The organism is Ollibium composti, from assembly GCF_004801285.1.
Taxonomy (GTDB): Bacteria; Pseudomonadota; Alphaproteobacteria; order Rhizobiales; family Rhizobiaceae; genus Mesorhizobium; species Mesorhizobium composti.
In genome coordinates, this window is sequence record NZ_SSNY01000001.1 from 92,009 (window position 1) to 109,546 (window position 17,538).

At 67.0% G+C, this 17,538-nt stretch carries 16 protein-coding genes and 1 other RNA gene; 16 read left to right on the forward strand and 1 reads right to left on the reverse strand.

Features of this window, described 5'->3' with window-relative positions:
• Positions 1 to 108: 108 nt before the first annotated feature.
• From E6C48_RS00405 to E6C48_RS23085, 4 genes are all read left to right on the forward strand, one after another.
• A complete protein-coding gene (locus tag E6C48_RS00405) occupies positions 109 to 876 on the forward strand; it encodes a lytic transglycosylase domain-containing protein (protein ID WP_136352855.1) in 768 nt (255 codons plus the stop codon).
• Between the two features lie 84 nt (positions 877 to 960).
• An RNA gene (rnpB, locus tag E6C48_RS00410) (RNase P RNA component class A) lies at positions 961 to 1,370 on the forward strand.
• A gap of 194 nt (positions 1,371 to 1,564) precedes the next feature.
• Positions 1,565 to 1,837, forward strand: coding sequence for a type II toxin-antitoxin system ParD family antitoxin (locus E6C48_RS00415; RefSeq protein WP_136352857.1), 273 nt, complete (start codon positions 1,565 to 1,567; stop codon positions 1,835 to 1,837).
• A gap of 123 nt (positions 1,838 to 1,960) precedes the next feature.
• Positions 1,961 to 2,140: a type II toxin-antitoxin system RelE/ParE family toxin gene (locus E6C48_RS23085; protein ID WP_330998550.1), complete on the forward strand. Its 180-nt coding sequence runs from the start codon at positions 1,961 to 1,963 to the stop codon at positions 2,138 to 2,140.
• Between the two features lie 6 nt (positions 2,141 to 2,146).
• Here E6C48_RS23085 and E6C48_RS00425 read toward each other — a convergent pair whose 3' ends face one another.
• Positions 2,147 to 3,289, reverse strand: coding sequence for a cystathionine gamma-lyase (locus tag E6C48_RS00425; protein WP_136352859.1), 1,143 nt, complete (start codon positions 3,287 to 3,289; stop codon positions 2,147 to 2,149).
• Positions 3,290 to 3,718: 429 nt separating this feature from the next.
• Between E6C48_RS00425 and mraZ the strand changes: the two genes are divergently transcribed.
• The 12 genes from mraZ (at position 3,719) to murB (ending at position 17,442) form a co-directional block, all read left to right on the forward strand.
• A complete protein-coding gene (mraZ, locus tag E6C48_RS00430; protein WP_136352861.1) occupies positions 3,719 to 4,177 on the forward strand; it encodes a division/cell wall cluster transcriptional repressor MraZ in 459 nt (152 codons plus the stop codon).
• Positions 4,174 to 5,190, forward strand: a complete 1,017-nt coding sequence (gene rsmH, locus E6C48_RS00435) for a 16S rRNA (cytosine(1402)-N(4))-methyltransferase RsmH (protein ID WP_136352863.1) — start codon at positions 4,174 to 4,176, stop codon at positions 5,188 to 5,190. Before mraZ ends, rsmH begins: the two co-directional genes overlap by 4 nt.
• 6 nt (positions 5,191 to 5,196) lie before the next feature.
• The gene (ftsL, locus tag E6C48_RS00440) at positions 5,197 to 5,568 is read left to right on the forward strand and encodes a cell division protein FtsL (protein ID WP_136352865.1); all 372 of its coding nucleotides are present in this window, start codon (positions 5,197 to 5,199) and stop codon (positions 5,566 to 5,568) included.
• On the forward strand, positions 5,565 to 7,316 hold the full coding sequence (locus tag E6C48_RS00445; RefSeq protein WP_136352867.1) for a peptidoglycan D,D-transpeptidase FtsI family protein: 1,752 nt from the start codon (positions 5,565 to 5,567) through the stop codon (positions 7,314 to 7,316). Before ftsL ends, E6C48_RS00445 begins: the two co-directional genes overlap by 4 nt.
• A 75-nt stretch (positions 7,317 to 7,391) precedes the next feature.
• A complete protein-coding gene (locus E6C48_RS00450) occupies positions 7,392 to 8,840 on the forward strand; it encodes a UDP-N-acetylmuramoyl-L-alanyl-D-glutamate--2,6-diaminopimelate ligase (RefSeq protein ID WP_136352869.1) in 1,449 nt (482 codons plus the stop codon).
• Positions 8,837 to 10,264: a UDP-N-acetylmuramoylalanyl-D-glutamyl-2,6-diaminopimelate--D-alanyl-D-alanine ligase gene (locus tag E6C48_RS00455; RefSeq protein WP_136352871.1), complete on the forward strand. Its 1,428-nt coding sequence runs from the start codon at positions 8,837 to 8,839 to the stop codon at positions 10,262 to 10,264. The genes E6C48_RS00450 and E6C48_RS00455 overlap by 4 nt, the downstream gene beginning before the upstream one ends.
• 24 nt (positions 10,265 to 10,288) lie before the next feature.
• Positions 10,289 to 11,371 carry a phospho-N-acetylmuramoyl-pentapeptide-transferase gene (gene mraY / locus E6C48_RS00460; protein WP_136352873.1) on the forward strand — a complete coding sequence of 361 codons (1,083 nt, stop codon included), beginning with the start codon at positions 10,289 to 10,291 and terminating at the stop codon, positions 11,369 to 11,371.
• Between the two features lie 8 nt (positions 11,372 to 11,379).
• Positions 11,380 to 12,780 (forward strand): UDP-N-acetylmuramoyl-L-alanine--D-glutamate ligase, encoded by a 1,401-nt coding sequence (murD, locus tag E6C48_RS00465; protein WP_136352875.1) that lies wholly within the window; start codon positions 11,380 to 11,382, stop codon positions 12,778 to 12,780.
• Positions 12,780 to 13,940 carry a putative lipid II flippase FtsW gene (ftsW, locus tag E6C48_RS00470; protein WP_136352877.1) on the forward strand — a complete coding sequence of 387 codons (1,161 nt, stop codon included), beginning with the start codon at positions 12,780 to 12,782 and terminating at the stop codon, positions 13,938 to 13,940. The genes murD and ftsW overlap by 1 nt, the downstream gene beginning before the upstream one ends.
• 6 nt (positions 13,941 to 13,946) lie before the next feature.
• Positions 13,947 to 15,074, forward strand: coding sequence for an undecaprenyldiphospho-muramoylpentapeptide beta-N-acetylglucosaminyltransferase (murG, locus tag E6C48_RS00475; protein WP_136352879.1), 1,128 nt, complete (start codon positions 13,947 to 13,949; stop codon positions 15,072 to 15,074).
• Positions 15,071 to 16,480 carry a UDP-N-acetylmuramate--L-alanine ligase gene (murC, locus tag E6C48_RS00480; RefSeq protein WP_136352881.1) on the forward strand — a complete coding sequence of 470 codons (1,410 nt, stop codon included), beginning with the start codon at positions 15,071 to 15,073 and terminating at the stop codon, positions 16,478 to 16,480. Before murG ends, murC begins: the two co-directional genes overlap by 4 nt.
• Entirely contained in the window at positions 16,477 to 17,442 is a 966-nt protein-coding gene (gene murB / locus E6C48_RS00485) for a UDP-N-acetylmuramate dehydrogenase (RefSeq protein WP_136352883.1), read from the forward strand. Before murC ends, murB begins: the two co-directional genes overlap by 4 nt.
• Positions 17,443 to 17,538: the final 96 nt, after the last annotated feature.

The following is a 17,538-nucleotide window of genomic DNA, read 5'->3' on the forward strand; positions in this document are numbered from 1 at the left end:
CTGCAAGTGCCGGCTTCCCCGCCGATGCCGGCTGATCCCCCCACCCGGCATCCAACCGAGACAAGGGCCGCGCGAACATTTTTCGCCGGCCATACACGACAGGACTGCATGAAAACCCCGACCCTTTTGGCGACAGCCTTCGCTGTCGCATTGACAAGTTTTGCCATCAGCACGGATGCCGGAGCGGCCAAGAGCCTGACGGCCGGACGCAACGCGACCGCCGCCGCGACGGTCGCCAAGCCCGCCCGTAAATCCGCTGCCGCCGCGAAGGCGGCAAAGAGCGAAGAACCGTGCCCTTATCTTTTCGGCTGTCCGGCCAAGGCGAAAGCCGCCGCCGGCGCGAAAACGAGCAAATCCGCGCACGTTGCGAAGAAGGCAACGAAATCCCGGTCTGTGAAGAAGAAGAAGGGCCGGCACACGGCAGCGGCACGTGCTTCGGCCGTCGATCCGGTGCGGACGGGATCAATCGCGCCGTCCACCTCGACGGGTGCCGGACCCTATGGCGCGATCATCGCCCGCTATGCCGCCAGCTACGGCGTGCCGGTGTCGCTGGCGAAGGCCGTCATCAGCATCGAGAGCAACTACCGGCCGCACACGACCGGCAGCGCCGGTGAGGTCGGCCTGATGCAGATCAAGCCGGCCACGGCGCGCATGCTGGGCTATACCGGTTCGGTCAAGGGTCTCTACGATCCCGAAACCAACATCAGGTTCGGCATGAAATATCTCGCCATGGCGCGCGACCTTGGCGGCGGCACGACCTGCGGCACGATCCTGAAATACAATGCCGGCCATGCGGCGACGCGGATGAATCCGGTGTCGTCGGCCTATTGCCGCAAGGTGAAGGTCCAGATGGCCTCGGCCGGCTCGCCCGCCTGATTTTTCTTATGAGATAAGAAAGCCGGCATCCCATGCCGGCTTTTTCATTTGCGTTTTGCCGCGCGAACCCCTTTATACGCCCTGCCAGCCGGCCGGGCGGCCGCATCCGCGACAGCCGAAAGGCTGCGGATGAGGAAAGTCCGGGCTCCATGGAGACACGGTGCCGGCTAACGGCCGGCGGGGGCGACCCCAGGGAAAGTGCCACAGAAAGCAAACCGCCATGCCCGTCCTTCGGGGCGACGCGTGGCAAGGGTGAAAGGGTGGGGTAAGAGCCCACCGCGCGACCGGCAACGGGAGCGGCACGGCAAACCCCACCGGGAGCAAAACCGAATAGGGGCGGTGCGAGGGGAAACCCTCGGGGCTGTTTCCGGCCCAGCCGTCCGGGTAGGTTGCGTGAGGCGCGCAGCAATGCGCGTCCAAGATGAATGGCCGCCACGCTCCTGTCTGCAAGGGCAGGGGCCATACAGAACCCGGCTTACAGGCCGGCTGGCATTTTTCCCTCTCGGGTATGGTGGTCTCGTCCTCCTTTCGGCGAAATCGCCGTCATCCCAAAGGCTTGCAGCGGCCTGCTGCCGTTTCGAGTCATGATCCTGACGCGATGAAACAAGATTGGCTAAGCGGCCGCGCTCCGGCTTGAAGCTGGTACGATTTAATCCTACCATTTCGCATCTGAAATGGAGGCACGACCATGGGCCAGATCGACAAGCGCAGCATCACCCTCTCGTCCGAACTGGCGACGGCGGTGGACGAGGCCGTCGCGACCGGCGAATACGCCTCGGCCAGCGAGGTCGTGCGCGATGCGCTGAGGCTGTGGAAGGAGCGCCGCGACCTGCTCGGCTATACGGTGGAGGAACTCAGGGTGCTTTGGGATGAAGGGATCGCCAGCGGGCCGGGTCGCTTCGCCTCGATGGACGAAATCAAGGCCGAGGCGCGACGGCGGCATATCGCCGGTGAACGGTAGGCAGCCTGCATGAAAGTCCGGCACTCCGCCCTTGCCGAAGACGACCTGATCGAGATCTGGCTGTATGTCGCAACGGAAAATCCTGATGCGGCCGACCGGTTGCTGGATTGATTCGAGCGGCGCATCCGGTTGCTGGCGACGCAGCCTCTTTCGGGTGTCGCGCGGGACGATCTTGGCAGGGAGATACGACAGGTCGTCGTCGGCAACTACCTGCTCTTATACCGCGTGGAAGGCGACGACATCCTGATCCCGCGCGTCCTGCACGGCAGGCGCGACCTGGCGGCGGAAAACCTTGAGGAATAGCCGGCCTCAGCCGCCCAGATCGTCCAGCGCCGCCTCGATGGCCTGCCACAGTTCCTCTCCCGGCTCGCAGCCGACGGCAAGCCGCACGAAGCCCGGCGGCACGGCGTCGCCGCGTTTGGTGCGCCGCTCCGCGCAGGTGTGGACGCCGCCGAAGGAGGTGGCCGAGTGGATCAGCGCGCAGCCCTGGATAAAATCTTCCGCCTTTTCCTCCGAATCCAGCACGAAGCTGATGAGGAAGCCGAAGCGTTCCATCTGGACACGGGCGAGGTTGTGGGAGGGATCGTCCGGCAGGCCGGGGAAGCGGATCGAGCGGACGGCTGGATGCGCCTTCAGGCGCGGGGCGATCAGTTCGGCATTGTCGCACATGCGCTCGAAGCGCAGTTCCAGCGTTTCCAGTCCGCGATGCAGCAGCCATGCGTCGAAAGGGCTGGGGATCGAACCCGTCGTCTTGCGCCAGTCCTGGATGGCGGTGACGATCTCCGGGTCGCGGCTGGCGACATGGCCGAACAGCACGTCGGAATGGCCGTTCGGCGCCTTGGTGTCGGCGGCGAGCACGATGTCGGCGCCAAGGTCGAGCGGGCGCTGGCCGAAGGGCGTCATGGTCGTGTTGTCGACGACGAAAAGGCCGCCGGCCACATGCACCGCCTTCGCCACGGCGGCGATGTCGCAGATGTCCAGGCCGGGATTGGCCGGAGTCTCGGCATAGACCAGCCGGTAGCCGTCGAAACCGCCGTCGAGGAAGGACGCGGTCGGTCGCACATCGAAATCGACGCCGAAGGTGCGCAGGCGCTCGGCGACGAGGCGGGTGGTGGGGTAACCGTCCGACGACAGAAGGATGCGATCGCCGGCCTTCACCAGCCCGAACAGCACGGCCGAGATCGCCGCCATGCCGGAGGGGAAGCCGACGCAGGGCGCGTCCTCCAGATGCCCCAGCATGTCCTCCACCGCCGTCCATGTCGGATTGGAGAAGCGGCCGTACTGGTGGAAGCCGGTGGAATCGCCGGGCGAATGGAAGATCGAGGCCATCGTCAGCGGCAGCGGGATCGCGTCGCCGCGCTTCAGGCCCTTGTCGTGCAGATGGGCGAGACCGGCGGCGCGTGCCTTGGACGATCGATTCGGGGAGGACCGATCCTTGGACGACAGGGACATGGAGAGGCCTTTCTTCGGGATGCCGGTTCGGTCCTAGAACTGCCGGCCCGGCACGGCAAGAGCCGGATGCGCTGAGCGGGCGGCTTAAACACTTCATTAGGCTTAATGGAGGATAAACAGGCGATGCCCCGGAAAGTCGCCCGAAGCGGCCTTCAGCCCATCGTCGTGAAGCTTGTTCCCGTTGACGCCCATAGTGCCCCATGGTATCCCATTTCGACAATCAAGCCTTCGTTCCGTGTCAGGGTGAAGCGTACGCCAGATGGGCCGTCGCGGCGGCTGTCCGTTTGTCGGCTTCAGCCTGTGCGGGCGACGGAAAAGCTGGGAAGGGGCCGCGCTGCGGCGGCGCGGACGCAACAATGGAAAGGGGTACGGCGGCCTTGGCCTCGGGCGGCGCGGATGCGCTGCAAGGGTGGGCTGCCGGAGCATCGGATGGACCGTTTCCTGTCGAGCGCGGTGAACAGGATCGACGCCAAGGGGCGGGTGTCGGTGCCGGCGCATTTCCGCGCGGTGGTGCAGAAGCGCGGCTATTCGGAACTCTATGCGCTGCGTTGCCTGGATATTCCGGCGCTGGACGTCGGCGGGCTCGATCTGCTCGACCGTTACGAGCAGCGCATCGCGCAGGAGGATCCGTTCCTGCGGACGGCGGACGACATGTCCTTCTTCTGCCATGGCGACGGCATGTTCCTGAAGCTCGACCAGGACGGGCGCATCACGGTTTCCGACTTCATCCGCGAACACACGGGCATCTCCTCGGAGGTGGCTTTCGTGGGGCGCGGCAATTTCTTCCAGATCTGGGAGCCTTCCCGGCTCGCCGCCTATGGCGCCGAGGTGAGGGCACGGCTGTTGCAGCTTCGGCAGGGGACGAAGCCCGGGGAGCGGCCGGAATGATGGCGGGCCACGGCGATGACCTCCACGCCGTTGGCGGACCGGCTCGCCACATTCCGGTCCTCCTTGCCGAGGTGCTCGCCGCACTTGCCCCGAAGCCCGGCGAGACGATCGTCGACGGCACGTTCGGCGCCGGCGGCTATACGAGGGCAATTCTCGATGCAGGCGCCTCTGTTGTGGCCATCGACCGCGACCCCGACGCCATCGAGGCCGGCCGGGTGCTGGAGCAGGAAGCGGCGGGACGCCTGAAGCTCGTGCAGGCGCCGTTCTCGACGCTCGACCAGGCGCTGGAGAGCGCCGACGGCGTGGTGCTCGACATCGGCGTCTCCTCCATGCAGCTCGACCAGGCCGAGCGCGGCTTCTCCTTCCGCGCCGACGGGCCGCTCGACATGCGCATGGCGCAAGCGGGCATGAGCGCGGCCGACGTGGTCAACAGCTTCAAGGCGAACGACCTCGCCCGCATTTTCGGCCTGCTGGGCGAGGAGCGGCATGCCGGGCGCATCGCCCGCATGATCGAGCAGCGGCGGGCCAAGCGCCCGTTCGAGCGCACGCTGGACCTTGCCGACGCCATCGAGACGCATGTCGGCCGCAAGCCGGGCGACAAGATCCATCCGGCGACGCGCGTGTTCCAGGCGCTGCGCATCTACGTCAACGATGAACTCGGCGAACTGGCGAAGGCGCTGATGGCGGCCGAGCGCGTGCTGAAGCCCGGCGGGCGGCTCGCCGTGGTGACGTTCCATTCGCTCGAAGACCGCATCGTCAAGCGCTTCATCGCCGAGCGGGCGACGGCGTCGGCCGGCTCGCGCCACATGCCCGAGACAAAGACGCGGGAAGCGACGTTCGAGAAGCCCGCCCGCGCGGTGACGGCGGGCGAGGCCGAACTCGCCGGCAATCCGCGCGCCCGCTCCGCGCGGCTGCGTGCCGCCGTGCGCACCGCGGCGCCTGCCCGCCAGGACGACCTTTCGGCCTTCGGCCTTCCCAGATTGCCCGGCGCCGCCTTGCCGGGAGAGAGGTGAGACAGCGTGTTCCGTACGAGTGACATAGTGCTGATTGCCGTCATGGTCTCGGCTGCCGCCATGACCTACAAGATCAAGCGCGAGGCGGAGGAGCAGCGCGCCCAAGTGCACTATCTGCAAGCGCAGATCCGCACGGAAGAGGACACGATCGACCTCCTGAAGGCCGACTGGAGCCTTTTGACCCAGCCGGCGCGGTTGCAGAAATTGGCCGACATCTACAAGGCCCAGCTCAACCTGGAACCGGTGGACGGGCATCAGTTCGTGACGCTCGACGATCTGCCGGCGCGGCCGGTCACCATTGAGGAACTGACCGCCGACGGTTCCGGCGGCGCGGCGGACGCCCAGCCCGACCAGACGATCACTGGAGCGGTGCGATGATCGGTTCGCTGCCCAAATTCAAGGTCAGGCTGCCGGCTGGGCTCGCCCTGCCATTCCGGCGCAAGTCCGGCACGGCCGACGCGAATACCATCGTCGTCGACGGTGCGCGCAAGGCGACGGGCGGGCGCACCCGCACGCGCGTCGTCATGACGATGGCGGTCTTCCTCGGCATCTATGCGGCGATCGCCGGCCGTCTCGTCTGGCTGGGCTTCCAGGAGCCCGACAATTCCGGCCCGCCGGCCAGTCGCGTGACGGCTTCGCGTCCTGATATCGTCGACCGCAACGGCGAGGTGCTGGCGACCGACATCAAGACGGCCTCGCTCTATGCCGAGCCGCGCCACATCGTCGATGCCGACGAGGCCATCGAGAAGCTCGCCACCGTGCTGCCGGAAATCGACTACGAGCAGACCTACCACAAGCTCAAGAGCGGCGCCGGCTTCGTCTGGCTGCAACGTCAGCTCACGCCGAAGCAGCAGGCCGAAATCCTTCAGCTCGGCATTCCCGGCATCGGCTTCCGCACCGAAAAGCGGCGCTTCTATCCGGCCGGCTCGACGGCGGCCTACATCGTCGGCCTGACCAACATCGACAACCAGGGCATCTCCGGAATGGAGAAGTATATCGACCAGCAGGGGCTGACCGCGCTCCAGCAGTCGGGCCTCGCCGACCCGAAGGACCTGAAGCCGGTCAAGTTGTCGGTCGACCTGCGCGTCCAGCATGTCGTGCATGACGAGATCACCACCGGCATGGAACGCTTCCATGCGATCGCCGCCGGCGCTGTCGTCTTCAACATCAAGACGGGCGAAGTGGTGGCGATGGCCTCGGTGCCAGACTTCGATCCCAACAACCCCTATAACGCCCAGGACAAGAACCGGCTGAACCGCATGTCGGCCGGCCTCTACGAGATGGGCTCGACCTTCAAGAGCTTCACCACCGCCATGGTGCTCGACGACGGCGACGCGACGCTCAACAGTCGCTTCGACGCGTCCCACCCGCTCAGGGTCGGTCGCCAGACGATCCACGATTTCCACGGCAAGGGCAGGGTGCTGACGCTGCCGGAGGTGTTCATCTACTCCTCCAACATCGGTTCGGCGCGCGAGGCGCTGGCCGTCGGCATCGACGGGCACCGCGCGTTCCTGCACCGGCTGGGCATCCTGGAGCGGATGAACACGGAACTGCCGGAAGTGGCGCGGCCGACCGAGCCACGGGTATGGAAGCAGGTGAACTCCATCACCATCGCCTTCGGCCATGGCGTTTCCACCACCCCGTTGCAGACGGCGGTGGGCTGCGCGGCGCTGATGAACGGCTTCCTGATGGAGCCGACCTTCCTCAAGCGTACCGAGCAGGAGGCGATGGAGACGGCCAAGCGCGTCGTGAAGGACAGCACCGTCGCCGCCATGCGTTACGTCTATGCCCTCAACGCCGAGAAGGGGTCCGGCCGCAATGCGCGCGTCCCCGGCTACCGCGTCGGCGGCAAGACCGGCACGGCCGAGAAGGTCGTCAACGGCCGCTATTCCAAGGACAAGAACTTCAACGCCTTCGTCGCGGCGTTCCCGATGGACGATCCGCAATACATCGTCTTGACCATCGCCGACGAGCCGAAGCCGGAAAAGCCGGGCATGGGCGCCACGGCCGCTTCCAACGCCGGCATCATGGCCCACAACATTATCGCCCGCTCGGCCGCCATGCTTGGCGTGAAGCCAGATTTCAGCCATGAAAACGGCGCAACGCTGGTTTCATTGGATGAGTGATTCTTAGCTCTTGAATGCGGGCGCCGGGGGGCAACCGGCGCCTTGTTCAAACGAATTTGTGAGTTTGCGATCTCTATGAAGCTGAAAGACCTAGCCGGTATCCTGCCTGTCGAGAGGCTCTCCGACATCGCGGTCACCGGGCTGTCGTCGGATTCCCGCCATGTCGAAGCCGGCAACCTGTTCTTCGCGCTGCATGGAACGAAGGCCGACGGCACGGCCTATGCCGCCGATGCGGCGCGGCGCGGCGCGTCCGCGGTTGTCGTGGCTCAGGGAGCGGCGCCGGGCGGCCTGACCGTCCCCGTCATCGCGGTCGACGACCCGCGCCTTGCGCTGGCGCTGGCGGCGGCGCGCTTCTTCGGCCGCCAACCCGAGACGATGGTGGCTGTGACCGGCACCAGCGGCAAGACTTCCGTGGCTGCCTTCACGCGCCAGATCTGGGAGCAGGCCGGGTTTTCCGCCGCCTCCATCGGCACCACCGGCGTGGTGGCGCCCGGCCGCAACGAATACGGCTCGCTGACGACGCTCGATCCGGTGGCGCTGCACCGGCTTTTGGCCGAGCTTGCCGGGGCCGGCGTCACGCACGCTTCGATGGAAGCCTCCAGCCACGGTCTCGACCAGCGCCGGCTGGACGGCGTGCGACTCGCCGCAGCCGCCTTCACCAATCTCGGCCGCGACCACATGGACTACCACCCGACGGTGGAGGACTATCACCGCGCCAAGCTGCGCCTGTTCAAGGATCTACTGCCGAAGGGCGCGCCGGCGGTGATCTTCGCCGACGATCCGTGGTCGGCGCCGACGGTCGCGGCGGCCAAGGCTGCGAGGCTGGCCGTGCTGACCGTCGGCCGCCACGGTACCTTTCTGACCTTGAAACGCGTCGAGCACGAGCGCCACCGCCAACGCGCCGAGATCGAGCATGACGGCCTGATTTCCGAGATCGACCTGCCGCTGGCCGGCGATTTCCAGATATCCAACGCGCTTGTCGCCGCCGGGCTGGCGATCGCCACCGGCACGCCGGCCGGCACCACGCTTGCCGCGCTGGAAAAGCTCAAGGGCGCGCCCGGCCGGCTCGACCTCGTCGGCACCACGGCCGCCGGCGCGCCGGTCTATGTCGATTACGCGCACAAGCCCGATGCGCTGGAGAACGTTCTGGCCTCGGTGCGTCCCTTCACCACCGGCCGCGTCGTCGTCGTCTTCGGCTGTGGCGGCGACCGCGACCGGGGCAAGCGGCCGATCATGGGCGAGATCGCCACGCGGCTCGCCGATGTCGTCATCGTCACCGACGACAATCCGCGCTCGGAAGTGCCGGAAGAAATCCGCGCCGCGATCCTGGCCGCCGCGCCCGGCGCCATCGAGATCGGCGATCGCCGCAAGGCGATCCACGAGGCGGTGGCGATGCTGGCCGCAGGCGATACCCTCATCGTCGCCGGCAAGGGTCATGAGGAAGGCCAGACGGTCGGGACCCAGACCCTGCCGTTTTCCGACCATGCGGAAGTGCGCGCGGCGCTGACGGAGCGCGCCGCATGAGCCATCTGTGGACATCCGGGGCGATGGTGGAGGCAATGGGCGGCAGGCCGCTCGGGCCGATGCCGGAGGGCATTTCGGGCATCTCCATCGACAGCCGCACCCTCAAGCCCGGCGAGGCCTTCTTCGCCATCAAGGGCGACGCGATGGACGGCCATGACTTCGCCACCGCCGCTGTCAAGGCGGGCGCCGCCGTGCTGGTGGTGGCCGAGGGCAAACTGCCGGCGCTCGGCCGGCTGACCGCGCCGATGATCGTGGTGCCGGACGTGCTGGCCGCCATGGAGCGGCTGGGGCTGGCGTCCCGCGCGCGCAGCCAGGCGAAGATCGTCGCCGTCACCGGTTCGGTCGGCAAGACCTCGACCAAGGAAGCGCTGCGCCACGTCCTTGCCAGCGTCGGCAAGGTGCATGCCTCGGCGGCGTCCTTCAACAATCATTGGGGCGTGCCGCTGACGCTGGCGCGCATGCCGGCCGACTGCGATTATGCCGTGTTCGAGATCGGCATGAACCATCCGAACGAGATCCGTCCGCTGGTCAGGATGGTGTGCCCGCACATCGCCGTCATCACCAACATCGCCGCCGCCCATCTCGGCTTCTTCCGCAGCCTGGACGAGATCGCCGCCGCCAAGGCCGAGATCTTCGAGGGGCTGGAGCCCGGCGGCGCGGCGCTGCTCAACCGCGACGACCCGCGCTGGAAACTGCTTGAGAAGATGGCGCGCACGGCCGGCGTCGAGCATGTCTACGGCTTCGGCGAGAATGCGCGCTCGACCTACCGGCTGGTCGATTTCACGCTGGAGGCCGACCATTCCACCGTCAACGCCAAGATCGGCGGCAAGGAGATCGTCGCGCGCGTCGGCGCGCCGGGCCGCCACATGGTGCAGAACGCGGTCGCCGTTTTGGGCGCGGCGCATCTGGTCGGCGCCGACGTCGCCAGAGCGGCGCTGGCGCTCGCCGATCTTGCGGCCGAGCCGGGCAGGGGCCGCCGGCATGTGTTGCCGCACCCCAAGGGGCCGATCACGCTGATCGACGAGAGCTACAACGCCAATCCCGTCTCCATGCGGGCGGCCCTTGCGCTGCTCAAGGCAACGCCGGTTCCCGAGGGTGGACGGCGCGTGGCGGTGCTGGGCGACATGCTGGAACTCGGCGCGCAGTCGCAGAAGCTGCATGCCGCTCTGGCCGAGCCGGTGGTGGATGCCGGCGCCAATGTCGTCCTGCTCGCCGGAGCCGAGATGCAGAACCTCGCCGCGGCGCTGCCGGAAGGGATCGCCGTCACGCTGAAGGCCTCGGCCGAGGACTTGAAGCCCGTGCTCATGCAGGCGCTGAAGCCGGGCGACGTGGTGATGGTCAAATCGTCGAAGGGCATCGGCCTCGCCAGGCTGGTGGACGCTTTGCTCAACAGATTTCCCGCCCAGGCCCAGAAGCGGGCCTGAGGCGATCGGGGGATATTGAATCGCATGCTGACGCTTCTCGTCGATTTCGCCGAGCACCACACGGTGTTCAACGTCTTTCGCTACATCACCTTCCGCACCGGCGGCGCGCTGATCACCTCGGCGCTGATCGTCTTCATCTTCGGCCCGGCCATCATCAATTCGCTGCGCATCCGCCAGGGCAAGGGCCAGCCGATCCGCGCCGACGGCCCGCAGACGCATTTCAAGAAGGCCGGCACGCCGACGATGGGCGGGTTGATGATCCTCACCGGCATCATCGGCTCCTCGCTTTTGTGGGCGAACCTCACCAGCGTCTATGTCTGGGTGGTGATGTTCGTCATGATCGGCTTCGGCGGCATCGGCTTCTATGACGACTACCTGAAGGTGACCAAGCAGTCGCATCTCGGCTTTTCCGGCAAGGCGCGGCTGGCGCTGGAGTTCGTCATCGCCGGCATTGCTTCCTTCGTCATCATGCGCGCGGGGCTGGAGCCGTTCTCCTCGTCGCTGGCCTTTCCCTTCGCCAAGGAACTGATCATCAACCTCGGCTGGTTCTTCATTCCCTTCGCCGCCTTCGTCATGGTGGGCGCCGGCAACGCGGTGAACCTGACGGACGGGCTGGATGGGCTGGCGATCGTACCGATCATGATCGCGGCCGCTTCCTTCGGCGTCATCTCCTACCTGTCGGGCAACGCGGTGTTCGCGGAATACCTGCAGATCCATTTCGTGCCCGGCACCGGCGAGCTTGCCGTCATCCTCGGCGCGGTCATCGGCGCCGGCCTCGGCTTCCTGTGGTTCAACGCGCCGCCGGCCGCCATCTTCATGGGCGACACCGGCTCGCTGGCGCTGGGCGGCCTGATCGGCACGGTCGCGGTGGCGACCAAGCACGAGATCGTCATGGCCATTATCGGCGGCCTGTTCGTGGTCGAGATCTTCTCCGTCATCATCCAGGTCGGCTACTTCAAGATGACCGGCAAGCGGGTCTTCCTGATGGCGCCGATCCATCACCATTTCGAAAAGCTCGGCTGGACCGAAAGCCAGGTGGTGATCCGCTTCTGGATCGTCGCCGTGATGCTGGCCCTGATCGGCCTTTCCACCCTCAAGCTGAGATAGGGTCGTCCGTGATCCCCGCCACATCCTTCGCAGGCAGAAAGGTCGCGCTGTTCGGGCTCGGCGGCTCTGGGCTGGCGACCGCGCGCGCGTTGGCCGAAGGCGGCGCCGAAGTGCTCGCCTGGGACGACAATCCCGAAAGTGTCGCCCGGGCGGAGGCGGAAGGCATCGCCACGGCGGACCTGCGCGGCGTCGACTGGAGCGGCTTCGCCTCCTTCGTGCTGTCGCCCGGCGTGCCGCTGACGCATCCGAAGCCGCACTGGACCGTCGAGCTTGCCAGGGCCGCCGGCGTCGAGGTGATCGGCGACGTCGAGCTGTTCGTGCGCGAGCGCAACCGGCGCGCGCCGGGTGCGCCCTTCATCGCCATCACCGGCACCAACGGCAAGTCGACCACGACGGCGCTGACGGCCCACATCATCAAGGCGTCCGGGCGCGACGCGCAGATGGGCGGCAATATCGGCCGTGCGGTGATGACGCTCGACGAGCCGTCGCCGGACCGCTTCTACGTGGTCGAATGCTCGTCCTACCAGATCGACCTCGCGCCCTCGATCAATCCGACCGCCGGCGTGCTGCTCAATCTGACGCCCGACCATCTCGACCGCCACGGCACCATGCAGCACTACGCCGACATCAAGGAACGGCTGGTGGCTGGCAGCGACACGGCCGTCGTCGGCGTCGACGACAGCTATTGCGCGCAGATCGCCGACCGGCTGGAACAGGCCGGAAGGCAGGTCGTACGCATCTCCAAGCGGCTGCCGCTGACCGACGGCTATTTCGCCGACGGCACGGACCTGATGGAGGCCGTGCACGGCCGCTACGAGCGCGTCGGCTTCCTCGAGGGTATCGGCTCGCTGCGCGGCCAGCACAATGCGCAGAACGCGCTCGCCGCCGTGGCTGCATGCCTGAAAGTCGGTCTCGACCTCGGCGAGATCCAGTCGGGGCTGGAAAGCTTTCCGGGCCTTGCGCACCGCATGGAGCAGGTGGGCAAGAAGGGCCGCGTTCTGTTCGTCAACGATTCCAAGGCGACCAACGCGGATGCGGCAGCGCCCGCGCTGTCGTCCTTCCCGCGCATCTACTGGATCGCCGGCGGCCTGCCCAAGGAAGGTGGCATCACCTCGCTGCGCGGTTTCTTCCCCCGCATTGCCAAGGCCTACCTGATCGGCGAGGCGGCCCCCGCCTTTTCGGCGACGCTGGGCGACGCCGTGCCCTACGAGATTTCCGGCACGCTGGCGGCGGCTGTCGAACATGCGGCGGCCGATGCGGCCAGAGACGACGGCGGCGAGGCGGTGGTGCTGTTGTCGCCGGCCTGCGCCAGCTTCGACCAGTTCCGCAATTTCGAGGTGCGCGGCGAAGCCTTCAGGCAAGCCGTGAATGCTATCGAGGGCATAGAAGCTATCGGAGGGTCACGATAATGGCCGTTGCAAGCCGTCTCGACACGAGCCCCGTCGCCACCTGGTGGTGGACGATCGACCGCTGGTTCCTCGCCGCCTTCCTGTCGCTGATGGGGCTGGGCATCGTGCTGTCCTTCGCGGCGAGCCCGGCGGTGGCGCTGCGCATCGGCCTCGATCCGTTCCACTTCGCCACCCGCCAGATCGTCTTCACCGTACTGGCGCTCGGCGCCATGCTCGCCGTCTCCTTCCTCGACGCGCGCCAGATCCGGCGCATGGCGATCCTCATGCTCGTCGTCATGCTGGTCTTGATGGTGGCGGTCCTCTACATCGGCATTGAGGTGAAGGGCGCGCGGCGCTGGGTGTCGCTCGCCGGCATGTCGATCCAGCCGTCCGAATTCCTCAAGCCGGCCTTCGTCGTCATCTGTGCCTGGCTGTTTTCCGAACAGAAGCGCCAGCCCGACATCCCCGGCAACGTGCTCGCCATGATCCTGCTCGGCCTCGTGCTGGCGCTTTTGGTGGCGCAGCCCGACCTCGGCCAAACCATGCTGGTGACCGGCACCTGGGGCGTCATGTTCTTCATGGCCGGCCTGTCGTGGCTGTGGATCGTGGTTCTGGGGGCGGCGGGCGTCGGCGGCATCTTCGCCGCCTATTCGGTCTTCCCGCACGTCGCGCTGCGTATCGACAAGTTCCTCACCGGCGAGGGCGATACCTTCCAGGTCGACATGGGCAAGGAAGCGCTCATCAATGGCGGCTGGTTCGGGCTCGGGCCGGGCGAGGGCACGATCAAGCGCGTCATTCCCGACAGCCACGCCGACTTTGTCTTCGCCGTGGCCGGCGAGGAATACGGTCTCATCATGTGTTTCTTCATCATGGCGATCTTCGCCTTCATCGTGCTGCGCGGCCTTAACACGGCGCTGAAGGAGCACGACGATTTCACCCGCTATGCCATCGGCGGGCTGGTGACGGTGTTCGGTCTGCAATCGATGATCAACATGTGCGTCAACCTGCAGCTGATGCCGGCCAAGGGCATGACGCTGCCCTTCATCTCCTATGGCGGCTCCTCGCAGATCGCCATCGCCATCTCGATGGGCATGGTGCTGGCGCTGACGCGGCGCAAGCCGGAACGGCGCAAGCAGGTCGGCTTCACCGATTTCGTCCGGCGCACCCTGCCGGCAGAATGAGACACGATGGCAAAGGGTCCCATCCTTCTCGCCGCCGGGGGCACCGGCGGCCACCTGTTCCCGGCGGAGGCGCTGGCGCATGAACTGAAGGCGCGCGGCTGGAGCGTGCACCTCGTCACCGACGAGCGGGTCGGGCGCTTCACCGGCAGCTTTCCGGCGGACGCCGTGCACACGGTCGGCTCGGCCACCATCGGCTCGAAGAATCCACTGGCGCTGGCGCGCGCGCTGTGGGCGATCTGGCGCGGCGTCAGGCAGGCTTCGGCCGTCATCGCGCGGACAAAGCCGGCGGCGGTCGTCGGCTTCGGCGGCTATCCGACGCTGCCGCCCGTCTATGCCGCGACGCGCCGCAAGGTGCCGAGCCTGATCCACGAGCAGAACGCGGTGATGGGCCGCGCCAACCGGGCGCTGGCCGCGCGCGTCGACGCCATCGCCGGCGGTTTCCTGCCGCCGAGTGGCGGGGCTTTCGCGGCAAAGACAGTGGCCACCGGAAACCCGGTTCGCCCTGCCGTGATCGAAGCGGCGGGGACACCTTATGCGCCTTCCGGCTCCGGAATGCCGTTCCGGCTGCTGGTATTCGGCGGCAGCCAGGGCGCACAGTTCTTTTCCGATGCCGTGCCCGCCGCGATCAGGATGCTTTCGCCGGCCGAGCGCGCGCGGCTGGTCGTCACCCAGCAGGCACGCGCCGACGACGCGGAACGGGTGAAGGCCGCCTATGCCGAACTCGGCGTCACGGCCGAAGTTTCTCCCTTCTTCACCGACATGGCCGCCCGCATGGCGGCGTCGCATCTGGTGCTGTCGCGCTCCGGCGCTTCCACCGTCTCGGAGATCGCCGTCGTCGGCCGGCCGGCGCTGCTGGTGCCTTATCCGCATGCGCTCGACCATGACCAGGCGGCCAATGCGGCGGCGCTTGCGGCGGCGGGCGGGGCCGAGGTGCACCCGCAATCGACGCTGGCGCCCGGGCGCATCGCCGAACTGATCGGCGCGCTGATGAACGATCCGGCGCGCCTGGCGAAAATGGCCGCGGCGGCGAAGTCCGCCGGCAAGCCCGACGCCACGCGGTTGCTTGCCGACCTCGCAGAGGCTATTGCAGCGCGCAAATCCGTAGAGACGTTCAGGAAGGAAGAGCGCGCATGAAGATGCCGCAGACCATCGGCCTCGTGCATTTCATCGGCATCGGCGGCATCGGCATGAGCGGTATCGCCGAGGCACTGCACAACCTCGGCTACAAGGTGCAGGGTTCGGACCAGGCCGACGGCGCCAACGTGCAGCGCCTGCGCGAAAAGGGCATCGAGTGCTTCGTCGGCCACAGGGCTGAGAACCTCGGCGATGCCGAGGTCGTGGTGGTTTCGACGGCGATCAAGAAGTCCAACCCGGAACTCGCCGCCGCGCGCGAAAAGCTTCTGCCGGTGGTGCGCCGGGCCGAAATGCTGGCCGAACTGATGCGTTTCGGCAATGCCGTCGCCATCGGCGGCACGCACGGCAAGACGACGACGACCTCCATGGTGGCGACGCTGCTCGAAGCCGGCGGGCTCGACCCCACCGTCATCAACGGCGGCATCATCAACGCCTACGGCACCAATGCGCGCATGGGCGACGGCGACTGGATGGTGGTGGAGGCCGACGAGAGCGACGGCACCTTCCTCAAGCTGCCGGCCGACATCGCCGTCGTCACCAACATCGACCCCGAGCACCTCGACCACTACGGCTCGTTCGATGCGGTGCGCGAGGCGTTCCGCCAGTTCGTCGAGAACGTGCCGTTCTACGGCTTCGGCGTCATGTGCACCGACCACCCGGAGGTGCAGGCGCTGGTCTCGCGCATCGGCGACCGCCGCGTCGTCACCTATGGCGGCAACGCGCAGGCCGACGTGCGCTTCGTCAACCACCGCATGGATGGCGCGGCCTCGCTGTTCGACGTGACGATCCGCAACCGCAAGAGCGGTGCGGACAAGACCATCGCCGGCCTGCGCCTGCCGATGCCGGGTCGCCACAACGTCTCCAACGCCACGGCTGCCATCGCGGTCGCCAACGAACTCGGCATTTCGGAGCAGGACATCCGCAAGGGCCTGTCGTCCTTCGGCGGCGTCAAGCGGCGCTTCACCCACACCGGCTCGTGGAACGGCGTCGAGGTGTTCGACGACTACGGCCACCATCCGGTCGAGATCAAGGCGGTGCTGAAGGCGGCGCGCGACGCCACCAAGGGGCGCATCATCGCGATCGCCCAGCCGCATCGCTTCACCCGCCTGCACGACCTGTTCGACGAATTCGCCGCGTGCTTCAACGACGCCGATACGGTGATGGTGGCGCCGGTCTACACGGCCGGCGAAGACTCGATCGAGGGCGTGACCGGCGAAGCGCTGGTGGCGCGCATCCGCGCCGGCGGCCATCGCGACGCGCGCTACATCGAGGGCCCGGCGGCGATCGCGCCGATCGTGCGCGAGATCGCAAAACCCGGCGACTTCGTCGTCTTCCTCGGCGCCGGCAACATCACCCAATGGGCCTACGCGCTGCCGAAGGAGCTGGCGGGGGCAGAGGCCTCATGACGCGCGGCGACAAGCTCCTTGCCTCGCTGGGCGACCGGCTTGCGGCCTTGCGCGGCCGTGTCACGCCAAACGCCGAGATGGACAAGATCACCTGGTTCCGCGCCGGCGGGCTGGCGGACGCGCTGTTCCAGCCGGCCGACGAGGACGATCTCGCCGCCTTCCTGAAGGCGGTGCCAGAAGACATCCCGCTTACCATCGTCGGCATCGGCTCCAACCTTCTGGTGCGCGACGGCGGCATCGAGGGTTTCGTCGTCAGGCTGTCGGCGAAGGGCTTCGGTGAGGCGGAGACGATTTCGCCGACGCGCATCCGCGCTGGTGCCGCGCTTCCCGACAAGCGGCTGGCGGCGGCCGCACTTGAGGCCGGCATCGGCGGCTTCCACTTCTATCACGGCATTCCGGGCGCCCTCGGCGGGGCGCTCAGGATGAACGCCGGCGCCAACGGCGTTGAGACGCGCGAGCGCGTCGTCGAGGTGCGTGCGCTGGACCGGCAGGGCAACCTGCATGTCCTGTCCAATGCCGATATGGGCTACGCCTACCGGCATTCCTCGGCTCCGGCCGGTCTGATCTTCACGTCAGCCGTGTTCGAGGGCTACCCGGAAGACAAAGACGCCATCAGGGCGGCGATGGACGCCGTCCAGCATCATCGCGAGACGGTGCAGCCGATCCGCGAGAAGACCGGCGGTTCGACCTTCAAGAACCCGGAAGGCCATTCGGCCTGGAAAGTGATCGACGAGGCCGGCTGCCGTGGCCTGATGGTCGGCGGCGCGCAGATGTCGCCCATGCACTGCAACTTCATGATCAATACCGGCAACGCCACCGGCTACGACCTTGAATTCCTGGGTGAAACCGTGCGCGCGCGGGTGCTGGAAAACTCCGGCATAAGGCTGCACTGGGAGATCAAGCGCATCGGCGCTTTCCGGCCGGAACGCGAAGTGCAGGAGTTCCTCGGCCAGTTGCTCTGAGGGTCCGCGCGGACAATTTTATTCAAAGTTTTTTCAGAAAGTGAATCTCTCGGAATCTTAAGGACTTGCCACGGAATCAACTCTCTGATTCTCTGC